The organism is Novosphingobium sp., assembly GCF_041915465.1.
Taxonomy (GTDB): Bacteria; Pseudomonadota; Alphaproteobacteria; order Sphingomonadales; family Sphingomonadaceae; genus Novosphingobium.
Genome location: NZ_JAYSBK010000034.1, coordinates 1 through 22,294 on the forward strand (window position 1 = coordinate 1; position 22,294 = coordinate 22,294).

Genomic DNA, 22,294 nt, shown 5'->3' on the forward strand with positions numbered 1-22,294 from the left:
CGCTGCGCGCCTATGAGCTCGACATCGAAAAGCTCCAGACCCGCCTGCGCGAAGCCCGCAGCCGCCAGAGCGCGATCGCGGCCCGCCTCGAAAGCGCCGAAAACCGCGTCAAGCTGCGCACGCTGCTGGCCAGCGAGCGGGTGGACGAGGCGATGGCGCGCTTCGACCAGCTCGAACGCCGCGTCGACTATGCCGAAGGCCGCGCCGATGCGCTGAGCCTGGCCGACAACACCGGCAAGCCGAGCCTGGCCGACGAAATCGCCGCGCTCGCCGGACAGGACAAGATCGACGAGGAACTGGAAGCAATGAAGCGCGCGCTGAGCGCCGCCCAGAACCAGACCCCGAACAATACCGGACAGGAGGACTAAGCCATGGAAGACGTTCTGGTTCCCATCTTCGTGTGCGGCATGCTGTTCGTCGCGCTGCCGTGGATCATCCTCCACTACGTGACCCGCTGGAAGACCGCCGCCACCCTGACCAACGACGACGAAGCCCTGCTGGAAGAGCTCTATCAGCTCGCCAAGCGGCTCGACGATCGGATGGACACGGTCGAGCGTCTGGTTTCCGCCGACAATCCCGAATTCCAGCCCGCCCGCATCCTGTCCGACCGCGCCAGCGACAACGTGCCGCTCGATGAGATCGAGCAACTGCGCGAGCTGAACCAGCTGCGGGGTCGGAAATGAACCTGCCGCGCGCATCGAACCGGCCGCACCACTCGAACAGGGAAGACAGCACCATGAATAGCCTGCGTACCCGCTTTTACCGCGACAAGATCAACGGCAAGTTCCTCGGCGTTTGCGCCGGGATCGCGGACTATACCGGGGTCGATGTGCTGTGGGTTCGCCTGGGCACCGTGGCGCTGACCATGATGGGCGTGGGCTTTGTGCCGCTGGCCTATTTCGCACTGGGCATCTTCGCCCAGAAGAAGCCGGGGCATCTTTATGCCGACAGCCAGGAACAGCGTTTCTGGCAAGGCGTACGCCAGTCGCCCACCCGCACCGCCCGCGAAGTGCGCGCCCGGTTCCGCGACATTGATCGCCGCCTGGCCGACGTCGAAGCCTTTTACGTAAGCAGCAACCCGCGCCTTTCGGCCGAAATCGAACGCCTGCGCTAAGCACGGCACCTGAGGGGGAAATTACCAATGAGCGGCGATATCTTTGCCCTGATCCCGATGCTCGCCCTGTCGATCCCGATCATCGCGATTACAACCCGCCACAAGCGCCGGATGGCCGAACTCGAAGTGCGCCGACTCGAAGCAGAGGCCGCCAGCGGCAGGAGCGCGTCGAGCGACCGCACCGAATGGCTCGAAGACCGGGTCAAGGTGCTGGAACGCATCGTCACCGACAAGGGTTATGACCTGGCCGCCCAGATCGAAGCGCTGCGCGATGCGCCGCCTGCCGCCCCCCGGATCGAGGAGCAGAAGTAATGGGTGTCGGTGACACTATCGCCTTTGCCGCGCTGATGATCGCCGTGGTTGCCTTCTGCGGCATGGCCTTCTCCGCCTATTCCGAACGGCTCAAGCTCAAGGCCAAGGAAATCGAGTTGCGGATGACTGAGTTGGGCCGCGCGGCTCCGGCCGAAGCAGGCACTGCGGCGCGGCTTGAAGAACGCGTCCGCGTGCTGGAACGCATTGCCACCGACAAGTCCACGCAGCTTGGCCAGAACCTGGCCCTCGAGATCGAAGCTCTGCGCGAGCCGGTCGAACACTGAGTCAATCCGGGGAGATCACGCCATGTCATTATGGAACGCTGTTGTCATCATTGTCGCCATCCTGGCCTTTTCGAACATCCGGATGGCCAAACTGCGCCGTGCCGGCGCCCCGCTGTTCGACGGCGCCATTTCGGCCAGCCCGCGCGAACTTGAGCTGGAACGCGAAGTGGAAAGCCTGCGCGCGCGCATCCACGTGCTTGAACGCATCGCCACCGACGCCAACACCGTGAACGGCCGCCAGACGCAGGCGCTCGCTGCCGAGATCGAAAGCCTGCGCGACCGCTAGTCGCGCCGCAGAATCACTTGGGGAGTAACCGCAATGGACAGCGCATACCTCGCCATCGCCGCCACCTCGTTGTCCTCGGTGGCGATCATCACCCTCGCCTCGCTCAAGGGCTGGCAGGGCTGGCTCGCACTAAAATCGCGCGAGCTGGAAATGCATCGCCCGGAAATCGAGGGCAGATCGAGCGGCAGCATGGCCCGCATCGAGATCGCCGACCTCAAGGAACGCATCCGCAAGCTTGAAGCGATTGCGGCCGGGGTCGACCTGTGAGCGGCAACACATCGAGCGCGGGGAGTGCCGCAAAGGCCGGGATCGGCCTCGGCAGCGCGCTTGCCGTCGCGATTTCGTGGAGCGTGAACAAGTCGATCATCTGGGCCGCGATCCACGGCGTGCTGAGCTGGTTCTACGTGATTTATTTCGCCTTCACCCGCCCCGGCGGCCTAGCGGGCTGAAGCTGCCGCCTGTGGACGCGCGCGCACTCCGGCGCTAAGGGCGCGGCCATGCGCAGCCTTGACGATATCCGCGACGAGTATGAATTCCTCGAAGGCGATGAACGCTATCGCCTGCTGATCGAACTGGGCCGCGAACTGGAACCCATGCCCGATCCGCTCAAGACCGACGCCACGCTGGTGCGCGGCTGTTCGGCCAGCGTCTGGGTCTATCCCACCCGCCGCGATGATGGCGTGCTGCATTTCCTGGCCGATAGCAACGCCGCGATCACCAAGGGCATCGTCGCACTTGTCGTCGCCGCCGTGCAGGACCGGCCCGCCCTCGAAGTTGCCGAGACCGACATCGCCGCCCTGCTCGAACCCTTCGACCTCAAGAACCAGCTTAGCTCCAATCGCACCCAGGGCGTGCCCAACATGATCGCCCTGATCCGCGAAACCGCCGCGCGGATTGCCGCCGGCGCTTGAGCCGCGAACCGGATCGGCGGTCACGAAACTGTCAGCAATAGCCGGCATGTTGGCCTGCGAGGGTCGCAGCGTGGCGGACCGGCGGGTCCGCCGCGTCCGCATTCGCCCTGCCCGCGTCCGACCTTTCGCGCTTGCAAGACTCGCCATGCCTTCCTAGGCGCAGATGCACTATGGCAAGCACACCGCGCACTCTTTACGAAAAGATCTGGGATGCCCACGTTGTCGAACGCCGCGACGATGGCACCTGCCTGATCTACATCGACCGCCACCTCGTCCACGAAGTGACCAGCCCGCAGGCCTTCGAAGCCTTGCGTGTTGCGGGCCGCAAGGTGCGCCGCCCGGACCTGACCCTGGCTGTGCCCGATCACAACCTGCCGACCACCGCGCGGCGCGATGCTGCTGGAAAGCCGATCCCGATTGCCGACCCGGAAAGCGCCCAGCAGCTTGAGGCGCTGAACCGCAATGCCCCCGAATTCGGCGTGCGCCTGATCGGCGATGCCGACGTGGAACAGGGCATTGTCCACGTGGTCGGCCCGGAACTCGGCTTTTCGCTGCCCGGAGCGACGATCGTTTGCGGGGATAGCCACACCGCCTGCCACGGCGGGCTTGGCGCGCTGGCCTTCGGCATCGGCACCAGCGAAGTCGAGCACGTGCTCGCCACGCAGACCTTGCTGCTCAAGCAGTCGAAAACGATGGAAGTGCGCGTCGAAGGTCCGCTTGGCCCCGGCGCCTCGGCCAAGGACGTTGTCCTGCACATCTGCGGCGTGCTGCGCGCCTCGGGCGGGACGGGCTATGTCATCGAATACACCGGCTCGACGATCCGCGACCTCTCGATCGAAGGCCGTCTGACGATCTCGAACATGGCGATCGAACACGGCGCCCGCGCCGGTCTGATCGCGCCTGACGAGAAGACCTTCACCTATGTGAAGGGCCGCCCCTATGCCCCCAAGGGCGCCGAATGGGATGCCGCTGTCGCCTGGTGGAAGAGCCTGGCGACCGATCCGGGCGCGAAGTACGACAAGGTCGTGGTGATCGACGCCGCCGACATCGCCCCCAGCGTCACCTGGGGCACCAGCCCGGAAGACGTCCTGCCGATCACCGGCACGGTGCCCGCGCCGGAAAGCTTCGACGACCCGTCCAAGCAGGATGCCGCAAGGAAGTCACTTGACTACATGGGGCTGACCCCGGGCATGGCGCTGACCGATATCGAAGTGCAGAACATCTTCATCGGCTCGTGCACCAACAGCCGGATCGAGGATCTGCGCGCCGCCGCCGCCGTGCTCAAGGGCCGCAAGAAGGCCGCGAACGTGCGCTGGGCGATTGCCGTGCCGGGTTCGGGGCTGGTCAAGCGCCAGGCCGAAGCGGAAGGGCTCGACAAGATCTTCCTCGACGCCGGGTTCGAATGGCGCGAACCGGGCTGCTCGGCCTGCCTCGCCATGAACCCCGACAAGGTTCCGGCGGGCGAGCGCTGCGCCAGCACCAGCAACCGCAATTTCGTCGGCCGGCAGGGTCCGGGTGCGCGCACCCACCTCGTTTCGCCCGCGATGGCGGCGGCGGCGGCTGTCACCGGCAAGCTCGCCGATGTGCGTGAACTCGTCTGACGGCCCTTGTCATTCCGCGATCCGGAGGCACATAAACCACCTATGACCGACACTTCCGACAAGTCCGATAAGTCAAACTGGACCGGCAAGGCAGCCCTCGCCGGCGCCGCGATTGGTTCGGCCGCACTCGCTGCAGCCCTGCTCTATGCTTCGCGTCGCCGCGAACAGGCCAAGAAGCCTACCGCTCCGCCAGCGCATCCCGAAGATGCGCCGGAGACCGACTGATGGAAGCGATCCGCGAAGTGACCGGCCGGGCGATCCCGTTTGGCCGCAAGAACATCGACACCGACGTCATCATCCCGGCGCACTGGCTCAAGACCATCACGCGCGACGGGCTGGGCCGGGGCGCGTTCGAGGCGCTGCGCCACGATCCCGACAACCTGTTCGATTCGGCTGAATTCAAGGGCTCACCGATCCTGATCGCGGGTGACAACTTCGGTTGCGGCTCCAGCCGCGAGCACGCCGCCTGGGCGCTGCTCGATCTTGGCATCACCGCCGTGATTGCGCCTTCGTTTTCCGACATCTTTTCGGGCAACGCCTTCAAGAACGGGATCCTCACCGTGGTCCTGCCGCAAGAGGCGATCGACCGTCTGATGGAAGTGGCCCAGACCGATCCGATCAGCATCGATCTGGACAGCCAGACCGTCACCACCCCATTCCAGGATCGCTTCAGCTTCGAAATCGATCCGTTCCGCAAGCACTGCCTGATGAACGGACTGGACGAGGTCGGGCTGACCCTGGCGCGCGGCGAGGCGATCGCCGCCTATGAAACCAAGAGCAAAGGGGCAACACCCTGGCTCGCACACGGAACGGGAGAATTGGTATGAAGGCACTTCGCACGCACGCCCCTGGCGGTCCGGATACGCTGGTCCTCGACGAACTGGACAGCCCCGTCCCCGGCCCCGGCCAGGTGCGATTGAAGGTGAAGGCCTGTTCGATCAATTTCCCCGACGTCCTGATGATCCAGGACCTCTACCAGTTCAAGCCGCAGCGCCCCTATTCGCCGGGCGGCGAGGCCGCCGGGATTGTCGATGCGCTGGGCGAAGGCGTGACCCAGTGGAAGGTCGGCGACCGCGTGATCGCCATGATGGGCAACGGCGGTCTGGCCGAAGAAGTGCTGGCCGATGCGGCCAAGCTGTGGCCGCTGCCCGACGGCGTCAGTTTTGAAACCGGCGCCTCGCTGCTGATGACCTATGGCACCAACATGCACGGCCTGCTCGATCGCGGGCATCTCAAGGCCGGCGATACCCTGCTGGTCCTTGGTGCCGCGGGCGGCGTGGGTCTGGCCGCCGTCGAACTCGGCAAGGCTTACGGGGCAAAGGTCGTGGCCGCCGTTTCCAGCGAGGAAAAGGCCGCCGTTGCGCGCGAACACGGCGCCGACGAGGTGGTCGTCTATCCGCGCGCGCCGCTCAGCAAGGACCAGTCGAAGGCCCTTGCCGATGCCTTCAAGGCCGCCTGCGGCCCCGAAGGCGCGAACGTGATCTACGACATCATCGGCGGCGACTATTCGGAACCCGCTGTGCGCTCGATCGCCTGGGAAGGCCGCTTCTGCGTGGTCGGCTTCACCGCCGGTATCGCCAAGCTGCCGCTCAACCTCACCCTGCTCAAGAGCTGCGACGTCTGCGGCGTGTTCTGGGGTGCCTTCGCCGCGCGCGATCCCAAGGCCAACGCGGTGCACATCGCCAAGCTGTTCGAGCTGCTCAAGGAAGGCAAGATCAACCCCCGCGTATCGGCAACCTTCCCGATCGAGCGCGGCGGCGAGGCGATCCAGCTTCTGGCGGATCGCAAGGCCGTCGGCAAAATCGTCGTCACGATGGATTGAGGAGCAAGGTGCCATGAAGACTGCCCGACTCATCGCGATTGCCGCGCTCGCCGTTACCGGCTGGGCCGTCCAGGCCAAGCCCGCGCAGCAGCCAGCCGGCCCCACGCCGGCCCAGCAGGTCATGCTGCGCCAGGCCGGCATGGACATGGCCGCGACCACGCTGAACCTGCTCAAGGGGGCCAGCGCCAACGGCACTCCCCTGAAGAATTTGGCCTTTGCCTCGAATGGCCTTGCCAAGTGGGCCACGGCGATGCCTTCGCTGTTCGGCGCCTCGACCCAGGGACTGCCGAGCCGGGCCAAGTCCGAAATCTGGGCCAACCCGGCCGATTTCGCAGCGAAGAATGCCGCGCTGGTTGAAGCGACCAAGGCCCTGGCCACCGCGGCCGCCGCTGAAGATGCCGATGGCTTCGCCTCCGCCCTTGCCTCTACCGGTGCGGCGTGTAAGGGCTGCCACGATTCCTATCAGGCTCCACCGCCCGCCAAACCGGCCGGGTAAGCGGACCGCACACCAGACCCGAGGGACTGACATGACCGATTTCAACGACCGTGAACGCGCCGAAGAAGCCAAGTTCGCCCACGACGGTGAAATGCACTTCCGCATCCACGCCCGCCGCAACCGGCTGCTGGGCCAGTGGGCGGCCGAGCAGATGGGCCTCTCGGCGGTCGAAGCGGAAGCCTATGCGAAGAGCGTCGTCCAGGCCGATTTCGAAGAAGCCGGCGATGAAGACGTGGTTCGCAAGCTGCTGGGCGATCTGGTTTCGGCCGGCATCGACGTCAGCGAGGCCGATATCCGCACCGCGATGGACGCCAAGGCCGTCGAAGCCAAGCGCGCGTTGATGGGCGAAGCCTGATGGCCATGGCCGCCTCGGATATCGAGGCCCTGATCAAGGCCGCGCTGCCCGACGCCGAGGTTTCGATTACCGACCTGCGCGGCGATGGCGATCATTATGCCGCGCACGTCGTTTCCAGCGCCTTTGCCGGAAAGCCCCGCATCGCGCAGCACAAGCTGGTCTACGCGGCGCTTGGCGGACGGATGGGCGGCGAACTTCATGCCTTGCAACTGACCACCGCCGTCCCCAATTGAGGCCGGTAAGGAGCACGCCCCCATGTCCGATACCAATTCGCGCATCGCCGATATCGTCAACGCCAGCGACATCGTGCTGTTCATGAAGGGCACGCCGCTGTTCCCGCAGTGCGGCTTTTCGAGCCGGGCCGTGGCGATCCTCGATCATCTGGGCGTGCCTTACGAAGGCGTCGACGTGCTGCAGGACCAGGAAATCCGCCAGGGCATCAAGGCCTATTCGGAATGGCCGACCATTCCCCAGCTCTACGTGAAGGGCGAATTCGTCGGCGGCAGCGACATCATGATGGAAATGTTCGAAGCGGGCGAATTGCAGCAGCTGATCGCCGATGCGGGGATCAACGCCGCTGGCTGAGCCGCACCAGCCGCGCTTCATAGGTTTCGCCGATTAGCTCGGCCGCGCCCCTTGCGGGCAGCGGCAGACCGATCAGGTGGCCCTGGAACTCGCGGCAGCCGCGCTGGGCAAGCCAGTCCATCTGCTGCGGGGTCTCCACTCCCTCGGCAATCACCGCAAGGTTGAGCGCGCGCGCCAGCTTGAGAATCGCATCAACCAGCAACCCGCTTTCCTCGCCATCGCCGAGACAGCCAACAAACGTGCGGTCGATCTTTATCCGATCGACCGCAAAGCGTTGCAGCACGCTGAGGCTTGAATAGCCCGTGCCGAAGTCGTCCAGCGCAATCGACAGGCCGATCCGCTTGAGTTCGTCGATATTCGCCATCGTCACCGGATCTTCGCCCAGCAGCGCGGTTTCGGTCAGTTCGAATTCGTAGCGCGTTGGATCAATGCCCGCCTGCGCGATCAGGCGGATGACAAGTTCCGCAAAACCCGGCGTGCGCATCTGGACCGGAGAGACGTTGATCGCAATCCGGACGCTGCGCCAGGTACCCGTCTCCGCAAACACGCGGCGCAGAACCAGTTCGCCAAGCTTCAGGATCAGCCCGGTTTCCTCTGCCAGCGGAATGAAGATGCCCGGCGGTACTTCGCCGCGCTCGGCGTGGGTCCAGCGCACCAGCGCTTCCAGCGCGGCGATTTTGCCGTTCCGGTCGACTTGCGGCTGATAGACCATCGAAAGGTCGCCCCTGGCCAGCGCTTCGCCAAGATCGACTTCGAGACTGCGGCGCGATTGCAGGGCGGTGTCCATGGCGAGTTCGAAGAAGCTCGATCGGCTGCGCCCCATGGCTTTCGAACGGTACAGGGCAAGGTCGGCCCAGCGCAGCGCCTCGGAAGCGTCCACCCCGCCCTGATCGACCAGCGCAATGCCGATCGAACAGGCCGCTTCAATCTTGCCATATTCGCTTTGAACGGGGTCGGAAACCGACTCGATGATCCGCACGGCCAGGGCTTCGGCCTCGGCCGGACCCTGGACCTTGGTCAACACGACGAATTCGTCGCCACCCAGACGCGAAATGAGCGCGGTGCCGCTGCACACGACGCGCAAGCGATTGGCGACAACTTCGATCAGTTCGTCCCCGGCCTGATGACCAAGGGTATCATTCACTTCCTTGAACCGATCGAGGTCCACGCACATCACCGCAAGACATTCGCCGCTGCGGTCAAGTTCGCCAAGCAAGGCGCGGAGCCGTTCGAACAGCATGGCCCGGTTCGGCAGGCGGGTCAGCGGATCGTGGTAGGCCAGGTGGCGGGCGCGCGCCTCGCTGGTCACCAGTTCGTTCAGCACCCGGGTGCCGCGCCGCACGATCAGCCAGGCGACGCAGGCGATCAGGACGAGCACGATCAGGATCGGAATTCGCAGCGTTTCAAGCAACTGTGCTCCCGGAGCGCGCGGCTTCCAGGTCAGCGCGCCAAGATCTTCGCCGCTTGGCGAACGCAACATCAACCAGGCCCGGCCGGAAACCTTGTGATCCTTGTCGACCAGCTTCAGATCGTCGAGCAGGTAGCGTTCCTCGAAGGCCTTCAGCATCGCCGCATTGATCGGCAAAGCCGAAATCGTAACCGGCGCCGTCGCGCTGCGCGGCAGGATATGGCCGAAATCCGGCTGCACCAGCGTGGCAATGACGACAAACACCTCGCCGTTGACGCGTGTCAGTCCTTCGGCCTGGATCGGTTCGGTCAGAATATTGTTCTTGCCCGGACGCACCTTGAACGGGGGCCGCTTTGCCTCTTGCGCACGGATCTGGGGCAGCAGCTGCGAAGCGATCCCCGCAAACGGCGCATAGGCGGCGATATCCGCGCGCTCGCCATCGACCGAGGCATAAATCGGCCGTCCCGCTCCATCGACCACGAAGCCTCGGGTGAACCCGTTGAACGTGTAGAGGTAGTTGCCGAAGTTGAAATCGGTCCAGTCGGGGTCGAACTTGTTGTCGAGCGCCCTGACCGCCTGGTCCCAGTTGACCTGGGGCACGATCACCGCGTCGAATTCGTGGAACTGGCGCTTCAGGCCGTTGATCACCATGTGCTGTTCGCGCTCGGCGGCGGCATTGTCGAACTGGAACAGCAGCAGGACAGCCAGCGCGATGAACAGGGCGACGCCGCCAAGCGCCATCAGCACCAGGGGCCCGAACAGCCCCGATGTGTGCCGATCCTGATCTTGCCGTGCAAACAAGCGCAACCCGGTTCCCCCGCGACGCGCCCGCCTGCAATGCACAGGCACGCGTGTCCATGCGCCCGCATAGCGCTAAAGTCTCAAGGAAATCTTAGCCCGCACGGGCTGTATTTCCACGAGGTGGCGGACCTTGCTGTTCTGGCTGGGAGGAGGCTCGGGGAGGCGGGACCGCGGAGACCAGGGTGCGGCCCCGCCTCATTCGAGACTGCTTGGGGTACCACAACCAATGCAGAACCCGTGCCAATTTGCCCGCCCCGTGAACTTTCAAGCGCATACATGCTTAATGGTCCGCAAGGAAATCCGTGGCTGTAAAACAGACCGACACTTGATCATGGCAAGCGGTGTTTTTTGCGCTTGCCAAACGCACCGCCGGACAGGCACCCTTGTCCGCGATGGATGACCTGAAGAAAATATTCGAACACACCGATGACGCACCGCCCGCAACGCCTGCGGCGACCTTGGTGATTTTCCGCAATGCGCCGGATGGCGGGGCCCCGCAGATCCTGATGGTGCAGCGATCAAAGGAAATGCGCTTTGCCGGCGGTGCTGCCGTGTTTCCCGGCGGGCGGGTCGACGATGCCGACCGCGCGCTGGCCGAGGCGCATGGCGCGACCGACGAAGAGGCCATCCACGAACTTGCCGCGCGCATCGCCGCGGTTCGCGAAACGCTTGAGGAGACCGGCCTGGTTGTCGGCCTCCACCAGCAGATCGATCTTGAGACCGCCCGCCGCGCCCGCGCGCGGCTGCTCGAGACCGGTGAACTGGCCCCGGTGCTGGAAGAGATGGGCTGGACGCTCGATCTGGACGCGATGGTGCCGTTTGCCCGCTGGCGTCCCAAGCACCGCGAAATCCGCGTATTCGACACCCGCTTCTATCTCGCCAACCTGGGCACGGGCGCGGTCGAACTGCTGGTCGATTCGACCGAGAACACCCACCTGTTCTGGGCCAGCGCCGAAGAAGCGCTGGGTCTGGCCGAAACGGGCGAGATCAAGGTGATCTTCCCGACCCGGCGCAATCTTGAACGGCTGGCCCAGTTCGGCAGCTTTGACGAAGCGGTAGCGCATGTGCAGGAATTCCCTTCGCGGATGATCACGCCGTCGATGGAAATCCGCGATGGCGAGCCGTGGCTGGTGATCCCGCACGATGCCGGTTACCCGGTGGACGGGGAAAAGCTGGATACGGCGGCGCGCGGCTGATCAGACGGACGCAGTTCGCAGGGCCATAAGGGCGCGGCAATCAAGCGGAGGAAAATTGGCGCGCCCGGCAGGGGTCGAACCTGCGGCCTCAAGATTAGAAGTCTCGCGCTCTATCCAGCTGAGCTACGGGCGCGCGCCGAGGCGCTCCATAGTCCCCCTTTTCGGCCCGCGCAAACCTCGCTAGCCTTGGCACCCATGACCGACCCCATTTCGCACTCCGACGGCCCCATCGCTCACATCGACGGCAAGGCCGGCGCACGCCGCCACTTCCGCTATTTTGACTACATGATGGCGGCTTTTGTCGCGATCCTGCTGCTGTCGAACCTGATCGGAGCTAGCAAACTCGCCACGCTGGACGGCTACACGTTCGGCGCAGGGATCCTGTTCTTCCCGCTGTCCTACGTGCTGGGCGACGTACTGACCGAGGTTTACGGCTATGCCAACGCGCGGCGCTGCGTGTGGATGGGCTTTGGCGCGATGGTGTTCATGGCCTTCATGAGCTGGGCCGTGGTGGCCATGCCGCCCGCCGATGGCTGGAACGGTCAGGCCGCCTATGAAAGCGTGTTCGGATCGACCTGGCGGATCGTCGCCGCATCGGTGCTGGCATTCTGGGCGGGTGAGTTCGTCAACAGCTTCGTCCTGGCGAAGATGAAGATCCTCACCGGGGGCAAGCATCTCTGGACCCGCACGATCGGTTCGACCTTTTTCGGCCAGGCCGTAGACAGCGCGATCTTCTATCCGATCGCATTCCTCGGGGTCTGGTCGAATGAGCAGGTGCTGACCGTGCTGGTTACCAACTGGGCCCTGAAAGTGCTGTGGGAAGTCGTCCTGACGCCGGTTACCTATGTGGTGGTCGGCTTCTTCAAGACCCGCGAAGGGGTGGACGTCTACGATACCGGCACCGATTTTTCGCCCTTCGCCAAGGCTGAATCGGTTTAGGCCCCGTCCATTCCGAACGGGGCCTCACCGGCGATCCTCATCAATCGGCGATGAGGCCGATCGCGAGGTAGATCGGGATCAGCGAACCGACGCCAACCAGGGTCGCAACGACCACGCCAATGCGCACCAGCGTGACATCGAGGCCGAAGTAGTCGGCAATGCCCGAGCACACGCCCATGAACTTGGCATTGCCCTTGCCCAGGCGGAAGCCGCCGCCGACGGGAGCGTTACCGCTGCTCTGCGACCTGAGCGCGCTCATGCCACGACTCCGACATAAGCGGTGTGGGCATAGGCCGTGCCCGGAGTGGCGACAGTCGCGCTGATCAGGACCAGCGAAAGCGCCAGGGCGGAGACAGCGGCGGTGAACCGGCCGGCGAGAGAGTTGAGGTAGGTCATCGTCTTTTCCTTCTTTCGAATTGCGTGCCGCGGTGCATTCCGCGGATGTCATAGTGTTTGCATCCCCCGTGCCAAATTCGAAAAACGGCTGAATTCTACCATTTCTGCAAGATGAACAATTTTTGCAACGAAGGTACAGAATCAATAGTTGGTAAATTTTCCCAACTTTCGGCAAACGCGTTTCGCGTGACAGCACGGGGGCACAGCCTCTAACGCTGGAGTCCCATGGCGCTCGACCGCATCACTCTCAGCCAGTTTCGCAATCACCGCGCCACGCGGCTGGATGGCACTGCGCAGTTCAACCTGCTGGTGGGCGAAAATGGCGCAGGCAAAACCAACGTGCTCGAAGCGTTGTCGCTGTTCGCGCCAGGCCGGGGGCTGCGCCGCGCCGCTTTGCCCGATATGCCCGCACAAGGCGGCGATGGCGGCTTTGCGATCAGCGCAGACCTGTCCCCGCTCGAGGTCCGCCTGGGCACCGGGGTACGTCCGGAAAAGCCGGGCCGCCGAATTGTGCAGGTCAACGGCGCAGAGGCTCCGGCGGTGCGGCTTGGCGAATGGCTCAGCATCGGCTGGCTCACCCCGGCGATGGACCGCCTGTTCGCCGAAGGGGCCGGTGCGCGCCGCCGGTTCCTTGACCGGCTGGTACTGGCGCTCGAACCCGGCCACGCCCGCAATGCCGCACGGGCCGAAGGGGCGCTGCGCGAACGCAACCGGTTGCTGGGCGAGGAGGCCGAACCCGATCCGCAGTGGCTCGACGCGATCGAGGCGCAGCTGGCCGAGGCTGGAGCCGCCGTCGCCCAAGCCCGCGCGCGGCTGGTCGAGCGCTTGTCTGCGGCCCTCTCCGCCCTGCCCGACGCACCCTTTGCCCGGCCCGAACTGGCCTACCAGCCGGGCGGGCCGATCGGTGCCGAAGAACTCGCCGCCCGCCTGGCCGAAGGCCGCCGCCGCGACCGCGCGGCCCAGCGCACGCTGACGGGGCCGCACCGCGACGAATTGGGTGTGGTGATGGCCGGCAAAGGCCAGGTCGCGGCCGAATGTTCGACCGGCGAGCAGAAGGCGATGCTGATTGCCATAACGCTGGCCCACGCCGACCTGCTCGACCGCGAGCGGCCGGGCCTGTTGCTGCTCGACGAAGTGGCGGCGCACCTCGATCCCGTCCGGCGCGAGGCGCTGTTCGACCGGTTGCGTGGGGGCGGCGCGCAGGTCTGGTTGACCGGCACCGAACTGCCCCCGTTCGAGGCGATCCTGGGCGAAGCCGCAGTCTGGCGCGTCAGCGAGGGGCTGGCGGAGCGGCTTTAGCTGCCGACTTGGGCAGCGCTCCCGCCACCTGATCCACTGTCGATCCGACCAGCAGGTCGATCCCTTCCAGCGTCGGGTGGATATGGTCCGCCTGGATAAGCTGCGGCTTGTCGTAAACCGGCTGAAGGAAGAACGGCACCAGACCTGCCCCGTACTTCTTCGCCAGGTTCGGATAGATCGGATCGAACTTGCCCTGATAGTCCGCACCAAGGTTGGGCGCGGCCTTCATGCCCAGCAGCATCACCGGAACCTTGCGCTCCTTCAGCTTGCCCAGCAGCGTGTCGATATTCGCGCGAGTTTCCTCGGGCGGAACGGCGCGCAGCATGTCGTTGCCGCCAAGGCTGACCAGCACCAGCGCGGGCGGCTTGGAGACGCTGTTGAGGATGAAATCCAGCCGCTGCAGGCCGTCCGCCGTGGTATCGCCCGAAACCCCGGCATTGACGATCCGCGCATTGATCCCCCGCGCGCGCAACGCCGCCTCCAGCCGGGCCGGGTAGCTTTGCCCCGGCTCAAGCCCGTAACCGGCAAACAGGCTGTCCCCCAGCGCGACGATCAGCAGTTCATCGCCCATCACCGGCGGCGCGGGCAGCGCGGCGGGATCGCTGGCGGTGGGCTCGGGCGCAGGCTGGCTCTGCCCGCAGGCGGCCAAAATTCCGGCAAGGGTTGCAACCAGCGCGGCGGATTTCCATTTCATTCAGCAACCTCCTTGCCTTTCCCTCTAGCTATGGCATCCCTGCGCGGTGACAACCCCCCAACAAAGCAAAACTTCGCCCGCGATTGCAGCGGACGCCCTCACCCTCACCCTTGGCCAGGGCGCCAGTGCGGTAGAGATTCTGCGCGGGATCGACCTGACCGTGCCGCAGGGGCAGACGCTGGCCCTGCTCGGCCCCTCAGGCTCGGGCAAAAGCTCGCTGATGGCGGTGCTTTCGGGGCTTGAGCGCGCCTCTGGCGGCCGGCTCGAAGTGGCTGGCGCAGACTTTTCGCGGATGGACGAGGACGCCCTGGCCGCCGCACGCCGCGGGCGGATCGGCGTGGTGCTGCAAGCCTTTCACCTGCTGCCGACGATGACCGCGCTCGAAAACGTGATGACGCCGATGGAGCTGGCCGGAATGGCGGACGCCCGCCCCCGCGCCGAGGCGGAACTCGCCGCCGTGGGCCTCGGTCACCGGCTGGATCACTACCCCGCGCAGCTTTCGGGCGGGGAACAGCAGCGCGTGGCGATTGCCCGCGCGCTGGCCCCGCGCCCCGCACTGGTCTTCGCCGATGAGCCGACCGGCAACCTTGATGCGGCGACCGGCTCGGGAATCATGGACCTGCTCTTCGCCCGCCGCGCCGAAGCCGGGGCGACGCTGGTGATCATCACCCACGATCCGGCGCTGGCCGAACGGTGCGAGCGAGTCATCACCCTCGCCGACGGGCGCATCGCCAGCGACAGCGCCGCCCGGTGAGCGAGCGGCTTTCCTGGAAATCGGCCTGGGCCATTGCCCAGCGCGATCTTTCGGCCCGGTTCAGGGGCCTGCGGCTGTTGCTCGTCTGCCTGTTTCTCGGCGTCGGCGCGCTGGCCGCGATCGGCACCCTGACCGGCGCGATCGAGCAGGAGCTTTCCACGCGCGGCCGGACGATCCTGGGCGGCGATATCGAGGTTGCCGTCTGGCAGCGCGCCGCCGGCGCCCAGGAAATGGCCGCATTCAAGGCCCTTGGCCCGGTTTCGGGTGGCCTGAGGATGCAGGCCATGGCCCGCGCGGGCGATCTGGCGGCACCGATTGAGCTCAAGGCGGTCGACGCCCGCTGGCCACTGGTTGGCGCGTTCAAACTGAAGGATGGCCGCACCACCGGCGCGCCGCCACCGGGCGAGGCTTGGATTGCGGAAGGCGCGGCGGAGCGCCTTGGCGTGGCTCCCGGCGCCGAGATCGAGGTTGGCTCGGCGCGGCTCAAGGTTGGCGGGATCATCGCCGACGAGCCCGACCGTCTGGGCGAGGGCTTTACCCTTGGCCCGGTGGTGCTGGTCGCCGCCGATTTCCCGGCCAAGGCGGGGCTGACCGCACCCGGCGCGATGTATCGCTCCAAGTACCGCATCGTCCTGCCCCCCGCGGCCGATCCCAACGCTGTCGTCGACGTGCTCAAGGCGAAGTTCCCCTCGGGCGGGTTCGAAGCGCGCACGCGCGACAAGGCCGCACCGGGGGCCGAACGCTTCGTCGGAAGGATGGGCGAATTCCTGGTTCTCGTCGGGCTTGCGGCGCTGGTGATCGCCGGGATCGGGATTGGCGGCGGGGTTTCCTCTTATCTTGAGGCGCGCCGCACCAGCATTGCGACGCTAAAGGTGCTGGGCGCGACCAGCGGCGACATTGCGCGGATCTACCTGCTGCAGATCGCCGCCGCCGCGCTGGTTGGCAGCGGCGTCGGCCTGGTGGCGGGTGTGCTCGTCACGCCGCTGCTGGGTGAGGCGCTGGGCAGCCTGCTGCCAGTCGCGCCGGGATTGGTGCTGGACTGGTTCGCGCTGGGCCGTGCGGCGCTCTATGGGCTGCTGGTGGCACTGATCTTCGCCGCGCCGCCACTGCTCGCCGCGCGCCGGTTCCCGGCCATGGCGCTGATGCGCGCGCGGGTTTCGCCGCTGGCGGCCAATTGGCGCGACAGCCTGCTGCCGGTTGGCCTTGGCATCGCCGGAATCGCCGCGCTGGCACTCGTCACGGCCAAGCAGCCGCTGGTGACGGCCTGGTTCCTGGCCGGATCGGCGGGACTGCTTGGCCTGCTGGGCGGTCTTGGCCTGGCCATTCGCCGCATCGCGGCGCGCCTGCCTCGGCCGGAGCGGCCATTCCTGCGCCTGGCGCTGGCGAACCTCCACCGCCCCGGCGCGCAGACCGGTGCGCTGGTGACGGCACTGGGCTTTGGCCTTTCGGCCTTCGTGCTGCTGGCAGCGGTCCAGACCAGCCTCGACGCCAATATCGCCGCGCGCGTACCGCAGCGCGCGCCAGACTATTTCGTGCTCGACGTGCCGCGTGACCGCGCGGACGAATTCCAGACCGCCGTGCGGCAGGTTGCCCCCAAGGCCGAGGTGCGCATGGTTCCGGCCCTGCGCGGCGCGATCCTCGCCTATGGCCCGAACGGCGCGATGACCCGCGTATCGGACCTCAAGGAAATCCCCGAAGACGCCTGGCCCCTGCGCGGCGAGCGCGGCCTGACCTATTCGGACGAAGTGCCCGAAGGCAATGTTGTTACTGCGGGCCAATGGTGGCCCAAGGGCTACGCGGGCGAGCCGCTGGTCTCGATCGACGAGGATCTGGCCAAGGTTCTGGATCTCAAGCTCGGCGACAAGCTGACTATCGGTCTGCTCGGGGTCGAGCGCACCGCGCGGATCGCCTCATTCAGGCGGATCGACTGGGATTCAATGGGCTTCAACTATGTGCTGGTGTTCAGCCCCAACGCCATTGCCGACGCCCCGCACAACATGGCCGCGACGATCAATCTTCCCAAGAACGAGAAACACGGCGGCCTGCTGCGCGCGCTGGTCCGGGCCTTTCCGGCAAGCTCGGTGATCGAGGTCGGCGGCGTGCTCACCCAGGCGCGCGACCTGCTGCGGCAGGTCAGCCTGGCAATCCTCTCGGCCGCATCGGTGGCGGTGCTGGCGGGGATTGCCGTGCTGCTGGGCGCGATCGCCGCAGCGCGTGCCGCCCGTACCTATGACAACGTGATCCTGCGGGTGCTGGGTGCAAGCCGCCGCCAGCTGCTTTTGCTGCAGCTTGCCGAATATGCCCTGCTCGCCGCGCTGCTCGCGCTGGTCGCGCTGGTGCTGGGCAATGCCCTTGCCTGGCTGGTGATTGTGGAACTGTTCAAGTTCGACTGGCTGCCCGGCTGGCCGCAGGAACTGGCCGTGCTGGGCCTGGGCCTGGCACTGGTGATCGGCTTTGCCCTGGCCGGCTCGCTCCCGCTGCTGCGGGCAAAACCGGCGCAGGCGCTTAGAGAACTTTAGCTCACCACTTGAACCGAACCGTCCCGCCCCAGGTGCGCGGCTGGTTGGTATAGCCCGAGATTGAACCCGGCTGGGCGACGGAATCGAACACCGTCAGGATATAGCGGTTGTTGGTCAGGTTGCGGCCCCAGACCGACAGTTCCAGCCCGTTCGCCAGCCCATAGGTGAGCGACGCGGTAAGGTCCTGCACCTCGCGGCGAAAGGGCTGGGCGGCGGCGAAAGCGGGGGCATAGCTGATCACGGTGCCGCTGGCGTCGCGCTGGATGAAGCCGGGCAGTCCCTCGATCACCTGCACCGGGCTTTCATAATGGAAATCGCCGCGCAGGGTCAGCCGGTCGCCGTTTGCGAACTTGTGGCTCCACTGCGCCCCCCAGGTGGCCGAAAGCGCCGGGATGCCCGCGGGACGGGTGCCAGAGAGATCGCCCAGCGGCGAGCCGGGGAAGCTGTCATACTCGGGATCGAGATAGACCACCGACAGGCTCAGCGTCAGGTCGGCATAGGGCTTCACCTGCCCGTCGAACTCGATCCCGAAGGTGCTTTGCTGCCCCGCATTGGCGAGCGCGAAACCGGTGCCGGTGAAGGTGTTCGACTGGAAGCCTGCGATCGTCTGCTTGAAGAAGGTCAGGTTGGCGCTCACCGCACCCCAGTCGCCCTTGAAGCCCAGTTCCCAAACCTTGGCGCTTTCCGGTCCGGCATAGCGCGACCCGGTGGTAAGGTTGGGCAGCAGCAACCCGGCAGCTGAAAGTGCCGAGTAGTCGGCCCCCAGCGGGCGGCTGTCGCGCGAGAGGTTGGACGAGCTGGCCTTGAAGCCGGTCGCATAGCTGACATAGCTCTTCACATGCGCGCCCAGATCGAAGGCGATCCGCGCGGTCCAGGTGAATTTACCGTCGCGCGTGCGGCCATCCTCAACCGCGTTGGGATAGTTCAGGAACGGCGGGAAGAACTGCAACGGACGCAGCGCCGTGGCGCCATAGGTCGCCAGGTTGAGCGAGGAAAACAGGTCGGTGCTGACCGTGTTCGAAGTCACGTCCTTGGCATCGCGGGTATAGTTGCCGCCCAGCGTCACGGTAACCCCGGGCTTGACCTTGAGATCGACGTTGCCGAACACCGACCAGGCGGTGTTCTTCATCTTCCAATCGTCGAAGATGCCCTGGCCCGGCGCAAAGAAGCGCCCGGTGTTCGATCCGAACAGCCCGGTTTCAAGGTTGGTCACGCCCCCGCCCGAAAGCAGGTCGGCATAGCCGCGCATGCTGCTGCCATAGGTCAGCGCATTCTGGTAGCTGACGTTCTCGCTGAAGAAGTAGCCGCCGATCATGGCGTTGAAGATATCCATGAACCCGGCGCTGACGCGCAGTTCCTGGGTGAAGGTATCGATCCCCACATCGGCGGCGTTCGCCCCGATCAGGTCGGCACTGGTAAAGTCTGAGTCCTGGTTGGTCCTGGTCTTGCTTTCCCGCCAGGCGGTGATCGAGGTTACCTTGAGCGGACCGACGCTGTAATCGACCTGGCCGGAGAGGCCCCAGTTCTCGATATTGTTGGATGATCCGAAGTTCGACCAGGCGACGTCGGCAAAGGGCATGGCCGGATCGTTGACGTGGCCGCCCAAGTACTCGATCGCACTGGTCGCAGCCGAACGGCGCAGATTGACGACCGCACAGCAATCTTCGTCGATCTTGTCGTAATCGGCAATCAGGCGCACCGCCAGCTGGTCACTGGGCGCATACTTGAGCTGCCCACGCACGAACCAGCGGTTGCGCTCGTTGGTCTTTTCCGAATTGCCGGGATTGGTGATGTAGCCATCGCGCTGGTTGAACCCGGCCGAAATACTGGCCGCAACGGTCTCGCCGAGCGGGCCGGTGACATAGCCCTTCACCACCCGCTGATCGAACTCGCCATAGCTCGCCTCAAGCGCGCCGTGGAACTTGAATTGCGGTTCACGAGTGATGATCGAAATCACGCCCGCGCTGGCGTTCTTACCGAACAGGGTCGATTGCGGCCCGCGCAGCACTTCCACCCGCGAAACGTCGGGCAGATCGCTGATCTGGGCGGCGGCGCGGCTGCGATAGACGCCATCGACGAAGACGCCGACCGAAGGCTCGATCCCCGGATTGTTCGCCCCGTTGCCAAAGCCGCGGATGATGAAGTTCGTCGCGGTCGAGCTTTGCTGCTGCGAAACCCGCAGCGACGGCACGAGCAATTGCAGGTCCTTGATGTCGCGCACCTGGGTTCGCTCGATCGCCGCGCCGCTGGCGACGGAAACCGCAACCGGCACGTCCTTGAGCGTCTGTTCGCGCTTGGTCGCGGTAACGATGATGGTTCCATTGTCGGCGGGCTCGGCATAGTCGTCCGCCGGAGGTGCGGCCTCTTCCTCGGCGGGCAGGGCTTCTTCCTCAACGTACTGGGGCTCCAGCGCGTTGGGATCGGTCACCTGTGCATGGGCGGCAACAGGAACAAGGGGGGCGATGGCCACGGCGCAAAGCAAAGCCGCGCGGATCGGGAAGAGCTTCATGCCGCGCGCCTATAAAGCCTTGCCGCGCAAAGGCCAATCCGCAACGCTTGCCCGAACGGGCCATTTCGGCTAGTGGCGCGCGCAATGTTGCGGTGCAACAGGCACCCGCCCTCCTCCAGTATTTGAGAACCGATCATGTCCGCCCCCCTGCCCCTGCGCAATATCGCCATCATCGCGCACGTCGACCACGGCAAGACCACCCTGGTTGACCAGCTGTTCCGCCAGTCCGGCACCTTCCGCGACAATCAGCGCGTCGAAGAGCGCGCGATGGATTCCAACGATCTCGAAAAGGAACGCGGGATCACCATCCTGGCAAAGCCGACCTCGATCGAATGGAACGGCACCCGCATCAACATCGTCGACACCCCCGGCCACGCCGACTTCGGCGGCGAAGTGGAACGCATCCTCTCCATGGTCGACGGCGTGATCCTGCTGGTCGACAGCTCTGAAGGCGCGATGCCGCAGACCAAGTTCGTCACCGGTAAGGCGCTGGCGCTGGGCCTCAAGCCGATCGTCGTGGTCAACAAGGTCGACCGTCCGGACGAGCGCATTCAGGAAGTGCTGGATGAAGTTTTCGACCTGTTCGTGACGCTGGATGCCACCGACGAGCAGCTCGACTTCCCGGTGCTCTACGCCTCGGGCCGCAACGGCTATGCCAGCGAGGACCCAAGCCGCCGCGAAGGTACGCTGGAACCGATGTTCCAGAAGATCGTCGACCATGTGCCGCCGCCGAACCTCGACGCCGACGCGCCGTTCAGCTTCCTCGTGACGCTGCTGGATCGCGACAACTTCCTGGGCCGCGTGCTCACCGGCCGCGTCCAGTCGGGCAAGGTCAAGGCCAACCAGGCGATCCACGCGCTCGATGCCGATGGCAAGGTGATCGAAACCGGTCGCGCATCGAAGATCATGGCGTTTCGCGGGCTTGACCGCGTGCCGGTCGACGAAGCCCGCGCCGGCGACATCATCAGCCTCGCCGGCCTGACCGTGGCGACCGTGGCCAACACCATCGCCGACACTTCGGTGAGCGTGCCGATCAAGGCCCAGCCGATCGACCCGCCGACCCTGTCGATGCGCTTTGCCGTGAACGACAGCCCGATGGCCGGGCGCGAGGGTGACAAGGTCACCAGCCGCATGATCCGCGACCGCCTGATGCGCGAAGCGGAATCGAACGTGGCGATCAAGGTCACCGAATCCGCCGACAAGGACAGCTTCGAAGTGGCGGGCCGCGGCGAACTGCAGCTGGGCGTGCTCATCGAAACGATGCGCCGCGAAGGCTTTGAACTGGGCATCAGCCGTCCGCGCGTGCTGTTCGGCACCGATGAAAACGGCCAGCGCACCGAGCCTTACGAAACCGTCGTGATCGACGTGGACGACGAATACTCGGGCACGGTCGTGGAAAAGATGGCGCTGCGCAAGGCCGAGATGACCGACATGCGCCCCTCGGGCGGCGGCAAGACCCGCATCACCTTTTCCGCCCCTTCGCGCGGCCTGATCGGCTATCACGGCGAATTCCTGTCCGACACGCGCGGCACCGGCATCATGAACCGCCTGTTCGAAAAGTATGGCCCCCACAAGGGTCCGATCGAAGGCCGCCCCAACGGCGTGCTGATCTCCAACTGCACCGGCGAGGCGGTGGGCTATGCGCTCAACAGCCTCGAAGAGCGCGGCGTGCTGTTCGTGCGCCCGCAGGACAAGATCTATGAAGGCATGATCATCGGCGAAAACGCCAAGCCGGATGACCTCGAAGTCAACCCGATGAAGTCCAAGCAGCTGACGAACTTCCGTTCGACCGGCAAGGACGACGCGATCCGCCTGACCCCGCCGCGGATCATGACGCTGGAACAGGCGATCGCCTATATCGACGACGATGAAATGGTCGAAGTCACGCCCAAGTCGATCCGCGTGCGCAAGGCGATCCTCGATCCGCACGAGCGCAAGAAGGCCGGACGCAAGAAGGAAGCCGCGTAAGTTTGGGCGCGCAGGCGCCCGACTTTCGATCTTACCGGTAATCGG

At 65.4% G+C, this 22,294-nt stretch carries 27 protein-coding genes, 1 tRNA gene and 1 pseudogene; 23 read left to right on the forward strand and 6 right to left on the reverse strand.

All coding sequences use genetic code 11. The features are described from left to right. From ACE3SN_RS07890 to grxD, 17 genes and pseudogenes are all read left to right on the forward strand, one after another. A pseudogene (locus ACE3SN_RS07890) lies at positions 1-368 on the forward strand (phage shock protein PspA); the annotation flags it as partial. Between the two features lie 3 nt (positions 369-371). Further along, positions 372-683: an envelope stress response membrane protein PspB gene (gene pspB, locus ACE3SN_RS07895; RefSeq protein ID WP_374529042.1), complete on the forward strand. Its 312-nt coding sequence runs from the start codon at positions 372-374 to the stop codon at positions 681-683. 53 nt (positions 684-736) lie between these two features. After that, positions 737-1,114 (forward strand): envelope stress response membrane protein PspC, encoded by a 378-nt coding sequence (pspC, locus tag ACE3SN_RS07900; protein WP_374529044.1) that lies wholly within the window; start codon positions 737-739, stop codon positions 1,112-1,114. A gap of 27 nt (positions 1,115-1,141) precedes the next feature. After that, complete coding sequence (locus ACE3SN_RS07905) at positions 1,142-1,426, forward strand: hypothetical protein (RefSeq protein WP_374529046.1); 285 nt, start codon at positions 1,142-1,144, stop codon at positions 1,424-1,426. Beyond that, complete coding sequence (locus ACE3SN_RS07910) at positions 1,426-1,710, forward strand: hypothetical protein (protein WP_374529048.1); 285 nt, start codon at positions 1,426-1,428, stop codon at positions 1,708-1,710. Before ACE3SN_RS07905 ends, ACE3SN_RS07910 begins: the two co-directional genes overlap by 1 nt. Positions 1,711-1,732: 22 nt before the next feature. Continuing rightward, positions 1,733-1,996 carry a hypothetical protein gene (locus tag ACE3SN_RS07915; protein ID WP_374529050.1) on the forward strand — a complete coding sequence of 88 codons (264 nt, stop codon included), beginning with the start codon at positions 1,733-1,735 and terminating at the stop codon, positions 1,994-1,996. Between the two features lie 33 nt (positions 1,997-2,029). Next, positions 2,030-2,263, forward strand: a complete 234-nt coding sequence (locus tag ACE3SN_RS07920; RefSeq protein WP_374529051.1) for a hypothetical protein — start codon at positions 2,030-2,032, stop codon at positions 2,261-2,263. After that, on the forward strand, positions 2,260-2,445 hold the full coding sequence (locus ACE3SN_RS07925) for a hypothetical protein (RefSeq protein ID WP_374529053.1): 186 nt from the start codon (positions 2,260-2,262) through the stop codon (positions 2,443-2,445). The genes ACE3SN_RS07920 and ACE3SN_RS07925 overlap by 4 nt, the downstream gene beginning before the upstream one ends. Positions 2,446-2,493: 48 nt before the next feature. Then, on the forward strand, positions 2,494-2,907 hold the full coding sequence (locus ACE3SN_RS07930; protein ID WP_374529055.1) for a SufE family protein: 414 nt from the start codon (positions 2,494-2,496) through the stop codon (positions 2,905-2,907). A gap of 170 nt (positions 2,908-3,077) precedes the next feature. Continuing rightward, positions 3,078-4,508: a 3-isopropylmalate dehydratase large subunit gene (gene leuC / locus ACE3SN_RS07935; protein WP_374529057.1), complete on the forward strand. Its 1,431-nt coding sequence runs from the start codon at positions 3,078-3,080 to the stop codon at positions 4,506-4,508. A 42-nt stretch (positions 4,509-4,550) separates the two neighbouring features. After that, positions 4,551-4,733, forward strand: a complete 183-nt coding sequence (locus ACE3SN_RS07940; protein ID WP_374529059.1) for a hypothetical protein — start codon at positions 4,551-4,553, stop codon at positions 4,731-4,733. Next, positions 4,733-5,335 carry a 3-isopropylmalate dehydratase small subunit gene (leuD, locus tag ACE3SN_RS07945; protein WP_374529061.1) on the forward strand — a complete coding sequence of 201 codons (603 nt, stop codon included), beginning with the start codon at positions 4,733-4,735 and terminating at the stop codon, positions 5,333-5,335. Before ACE3SN_RS07940 ends, leuD begins: the two co-directional genes overlap by 1 nt. Continuing rightward, on the forward strand, positions 5,332-6,330 hold the full coding sequence (locus ACE3SN_RS07950) for an NADPH:quinone oxidoreductase family protein (protein WP_374529063.1): 999 nt from the start codon (positions 5,332-5,334) through the stop codon (positions 6,328-6,330). The genes leuD and ACE3SN_RS07950 overlap by 4 nt, the downstream gene beginning before the upstream one ends. Positions 6,331-6,343: 13 nt before the next feature. Next, a complete protein-coding gene (locus ACE3SN_RS07955) occupies positions 6,344-6,826 on the forward strand; it encodes a cytochrome c (RefSeq protein ID WP_374529064.1) in 483 nt (160 codons plus the stop codon). A 31-nt stretch (positions 6,827-6,857) separates the two neighbouring features. Further along, positions 6,858-7,181 carry a DUF1476 domain-containing protein gene (locus tag ACE3SN_RS07960; protein ID WP_374529066.1) on the forward strand — a complete coding sequence of 108 codons (324 nt, stop codon included), beginning with the start codon at positions 6,858-6,860 and terminating at the stop codon, positions 7,179-7,181. Further along, a complete protein-coding gene (locus ACE3SN_RS07965) occupies positions 7,181-7,414 on the forward strand; it encodes a BolA family protein (protein ID WP_374529069.1) in 234 nt (77 codons plus the stop codon). The genes ACE3SN_RS07960 and ACE3SN_RS07965 overlap by 1 nt, the downstream gene beginning before the upstream one ends. Positions 7,415-7,436: 22 nt before the next feature. After that, positions 7,437-7,766 (forward strand): Grx4 family monothiol glutaredoxin, encoded by a 330-nt coding sequence (gene grxD / locus ACE3SN_RS07970; protein WP_374529071.1) that lies wholly within the window; start codon positions 7,437-7,439, stop codon positions 7,764-7,766. On the opposite strand, the gene ACE3SN_RS07975 is transcribed toward grxD, so the two are convergent. After that, complete coding sequence (locus ACE3SN_RS07975) at positions 7,750-9,975, reverse strand: EAL domain-containing protein (protein ID WP_374529074.1); 2,226 nt, start codon at positions 9,973-9,975, stop codon at positions 7,750-7,752. The genes grxD and ACE3SN_RS07975 overlap by 17 nt on opposite strands. Positions 9,976-10,367: 392 nt before the next feature. Between ACE3SN_RS07975 and ACE3SN_RS07980 the strand changes: the two genes are divergently transcribed. After that, a complete protein-coding gene (locus tag ACE3SN_RS07980) occupies positions 10,368-11,171 on the forward strand; it encodes an NUDIX domain-containing protein (protein ID WP_374529076.1) in 804 nt (267 codons plus the stop codon). A gap of 56 nt (positions 11,172-11,227) precedes the next feature. Here the strand turns inward: ACE3SN_RS07980 and ACE3SN_RS07985 are convergent. Next, a tRNA-Arg gene (locus tag ACE3SN_RS07985) sits at positions 11,228-11,304 on the reverse strand. A 62-nt stretch (positions 11,305-11,366) separates the two neighbouring features. Between ACE3SN_RS07985 and ACE3SN_RS07990 the strand changes: the two genes are divergently transcribed. After that, entirely contained in the window at positions 11,367-12,110 is a 744-nt protein-coding gene (locus tag ACE3SN_RS07990) for a queuosine precursor transporter (RefSeq protein ID WP_374529079.1), read from the forward strand. Between the two features lie 40 nt (positions 12,111-12,150). Here the strand turns inward: ACE3SN_RS07990 and ACE3SN_RS07995 are convergent, their stop codons facing one another. Both ACE3SN_RS07995 and ACE3SN_RS08000 read right to left on the reverse strand, forming a co-directional pair. After that, positions 12,151-12,369, reverse strand: a complete 219-nt coding sequence (locus ACE3SN_RS07995) for a PspC domain-containing protein (protein ID WP_374529080.1) — start codon at positions 12,367-12,369, stop codon at positions 12,151-12,153. Continuing rightward, positions 12,366-12,506 carry a hypothetical protein gene (locus ACE3SN_RS08000; RefSeq protein ID WP_374529083.1) on the reverse strand — a complete coding sequence of 47 codons (141 nt, stop codon included), beginning with the start codon at positions 12,504-12,506 and terminating at the stop codon, positions 12,366-12,368. Before ACE3SN_RS08000 ends, ACE3SN_RS07995 begins: the two co-directional genes overlap by 4 nt. Positions 12,507-12,731: 225 nt before the next feature. Between ACE3SN_RS08000 and recF the strand changes: the two genes are divergently transcribed. Further along, on the forward strand, positions 12,732-13,805 hold the full coding sequence (gene recF, locus ACE3SN_RS08005) for a DNA replication/repair protein RecF (protein WP_374529086.1): 1,074 nt from the start codon (positions 12,732-12,734) through the stop codon (positions 13,803-13,805). Here the strand turns inward: recF and ACE3SN_RS08010 are convergent. After that, positions 13,777-14,499: an arylesterase gene (locus ACE3SN_RS08010; RefSeq protein ID WP_374529087.1), complete on the reverse strand. Its 723-nt coding sequence runs from the start codon at positions 14,497-14,499 to the stop codon at positions 13,777-13,779. The genes recF and ACE3SN_RS08010 overlap by 29 nt on opposite strands. 46 nt (positions 14,500-14,545) lie before the next feature. Between ACE3SN_RS08010 and ACE3SN_RS08015 the strand changes: the two genes are divergently transcribed. Both ACE3SN_RS08015 and ACE3SN_RS08020 read left to right on the forward strand, forming a co-directional pair. Then, on the forward strand, positions 14,546-15,253 hold the full coding sequence (locus ACE3SN_RS08015) for an ABC transporter ATP-binding protein (protein ID WP_374529089.1): 708 nt from the start codon (positions 14,546-14,548) through the stop codon (positions 15,251-15,253). Continuing rightward, positions 15,250-17,772 carry an ABC transporter permease gene (locus ACE3SN_RS08020; RefSeq protein ID WP_374529091.1) on the forward strand — a complete coding sequence of 841 codons (2,523 nt, stop codon included), beginning with the start codon at positions 15,250-15,252 and terminating at the stop codon, positions 17,770-17,772. Before ACE3SN_RS08015 ends, ACE3SN_RS08020 begins: the two co-directional genes overlap by 4 nt. 1 nt (position 17,773) lies before the next feature. Here the strand turns inward: ACE3SN_RS08020 and ACE3SN_RS08025 are convergent, their stop codons facing one another. Next, the gene (locus ACE3SN_RS08025; RefSeq protein ID WP_374529093.1) at positions 17,774-20,281 is read right to left on the reverse strand and encodes a TonB-dependent receptor; all 2,508 of its coding nucleotides are present in this window, start codon (positions 20,279-20,281) and stop codon (positions 17,774-17,776) included. 135 nt (positions 20,282-20,416) lie between these two features. Here ACE3SN_RS08025 and typA point away from each other — a divergent pair, with 135 nt between their 5' ends. Beyond that, positions 20,417-22,249: a translational GTPase TypA gene (gene typA / locus ACE3SN_RS08030; protein WP_374529095.1), complete on the forward strand. Its 1,833-nt coding sequence runs from the start codon at positions 20,417-20,419 to the stop codon at positions 22,247-22,249. Positions 22,250-22,294: the final 45 nt, after the last annotated feature.